Source organism: Psychrobacter sp. 1U2 (genome assembly GCF_051847575.1).
This window is the reverse complement of sequence record NZ_JBPYDC010000821.1, coordinates 1-819: the sequence shown is the minus strand read 5'-3', so window position 1 is coordinate 819 and position 819 is coordinate 1. Positions and strand designations below refer to the sequence as shown.

Annotated in this window: 2 protein-coding genes; both read left to right on the top strand. The window is 46.5% G+C overall.

Going from position 1 to position 819, the window contains the following annotated elements; all coding sequences use genetic code 11:
• Positions 1–380 (top strand): gamma-glutamyltransferase (locus ACS8FD_RS18940; RefSeq protein ID WP_439276995.1); only part of this gene is annotated, 380 nt, incomplete at its 5' end.
• Positions 381–430: 50 nt separating this feature from the next.
• Positions 431–819 (top strand): FAD-binding protein (locus tag ACS8FD_RS18935; protein WP_439276994.1); only part of this gene is annotated, 389 nt, incomplete at its 3' end.

Sequence of the window (819 nt, the reverse complement as noted above, 5' to 3'; positions counted from 1 at the left end):
TTGAAGCCAATAAACGTCCGCTATCTTCTATGAGTCCAACCTTAGTATTTAAGGACAGTAAACCATATATCGTGACAGGCAGCCCCGGTGGTAGCCGTATCATTACTACCGTCACCCAAATCATCTCCAACGTCATCGATCACGATATGAATATCGCCGAAGCCACTCATGCACCGCGTATTCATGATCAATGGTTGCCGGATGAGATTCGTACTGAAAAGGCACTGAATATTGATACGGTTAGAAAACTAGAATCCATGGGACATACGGTTAGTCCAAAGGCAGCTATGGGCTCAACCCAATCAATTATGTTGACCCCTAATGGTGTATATGGTTCTTCTGACCCGCGTATCGTTGATGCGGCAGTGGTTGGGTATTAAATCGGGTAACAAATTAGGTGTTCAACAGACCCTAAGCTAAGGAGAGCCCTATGATTGAGAGTAAAAGACCTGATAAAGCCACGTTAGCGAGCATGTTTCGTGATTTTATTGAGCCCGAATACGTAATCAGTGATGAGGAAACCCAAAAGCCTTTTGAGTGTGATGGCTTGTCTGTCTATTGTGATATGCCGCTATTAGTCGTGTTGCCAGATACGGTCGAGCAGATACAAGAAGTCATGCGTATTTGCCATCGTTATGAGATCCCAGTAGTAGCTCGCGGAGCAGGAACAGGACTTTGTGCCGGTGCCATGCCAAATCCTGATGGCGTGCTGTTAGTACTGTCGCGTTTTAAGCATATCCTCGAGATAGACCCTCTAGCACGCACGGCACGTTTGCAACCTGGCGTACGTAACTTAGCTATCAGTGAAGCAGCCTCCGT